Annotated in this window: 1 pseudogene and 1 other annotated feature; the pseudogene reads right to left on the bottom strand. The window is 67.3% G+C overall.

The features are described from left to right. Positions 1-1,085 (bottom strand): annotated as a pseudogene (locus HMPREF0321_RS08315) (IS3 family transposase); the annotation flags it as partial. Further along, positions 682-816: a sequence feature (AL1L pseudoknot), on the bottom strand. It overlaps the preceding pseudogene by 135 nt. Positions 1,086-1,139: the final 54 nt, after the last annotated feature.

The raw sequence follows: 1,139 nt of genomic DNA on the forward strand, positions 1-1,139 counted from the left end.
GTCGTGGAAGATCGTGGTGGTGATGCACTCGGTCTTGTACAGGCCGATGACGCACTCCATGAGTGCGTTGTCGTACGCGTCCGCGACGGTGCCGATCGATGCGGCGATGCCCTCGGCGGCCAGGTGCTCGGCGAAGCGCAGGCTGGTGTACTGCGACCCGGCATCGCTATGTGCGATCAGCTCGCCGGGTTGGACGGGGTGCCCGGCTCGGTCGCGTTCCCACAGCGCGATCCGCAGCGGTGTCAGGACCAGCGGTGTCGTCTTGCTCGTCGCGGCGTGCCAGGCCACGACCTTCTGGGAGTAGCAGTCCAGGACGAACGCGACGTACACGAAACCCGCCCACGTGCGTACGTAGGTGAAGTCCGCGACCCACTTCGTGTTCGGCGCTGCCGCGGTGAAGTCCCGGTTGAGCAGGTCACCAGCCCGATGCCCGTCCTTGGCCGGGATCGTGGTGCGTACCGGACGGCCGCGGCGTACCCCGTTCATCCCCGCGACGCGCATGAGCCGATCCACGCGACCGGCGCCGACCTGGTGACCTTGCCTACGTAGCCAGGCGGTCATCTTGCGACGCCCGTACAGCCCTTCCGGGGTACCGACGAGGTCGTGCAGGACGTTGAGCAGGACCGCGTCGGACGTGTCACGGGCCGATGCGCTGCGGTGGCGCCAGGCCCGGTAGGTGCGTGCGGCGATCTGGCAGCCCTCCTGGCGGAGCACCCTGCAGACCGACTCGACCGCGTGCCCCTCGGCGCGCATCTGATCGATGAAACCCATGATCATCGGTTGCGGGGGTCGAGCTCCCCCGCGAAGAAAATCGAGGCCTTGCGTAGGAGCTCGTTGTCCTCGCGCAACCGCTTGACCTCGCTGCGCAGACGACGCAGCTCGGCCAGGTCGTCGCTGGTCGGCCCGTCCTTCAGGCCGGCGTCGACGCGGTGTTGCGAGACCCAGCGGCGCAAGGTTTCACGGCCCACGTCGACCTTCGGTGACACCAACGCGACGGCCTTGGTGACGGACCCGGCTTCCTCGACGCGGTCCAGGACCATCCGCACCGCGCGGTCCTTCACCTCGGGATCGAACTTCTTCGGCATGAACAACATCCTCTCGAACTCGAAAGGAAGCGGCATCACACCCGGGACGCTTCA

It is taken from the genome of Dermacoccus sp. Ellin185, from assembly GCF_000152185.1.
Classification (GTDB): Bacteria; Actinomycetota; Actinomycetes; order Actinomycetales; family Dermatophilaceae; genus Dermacoccus; species Dermacoccus nishinomiyaensis.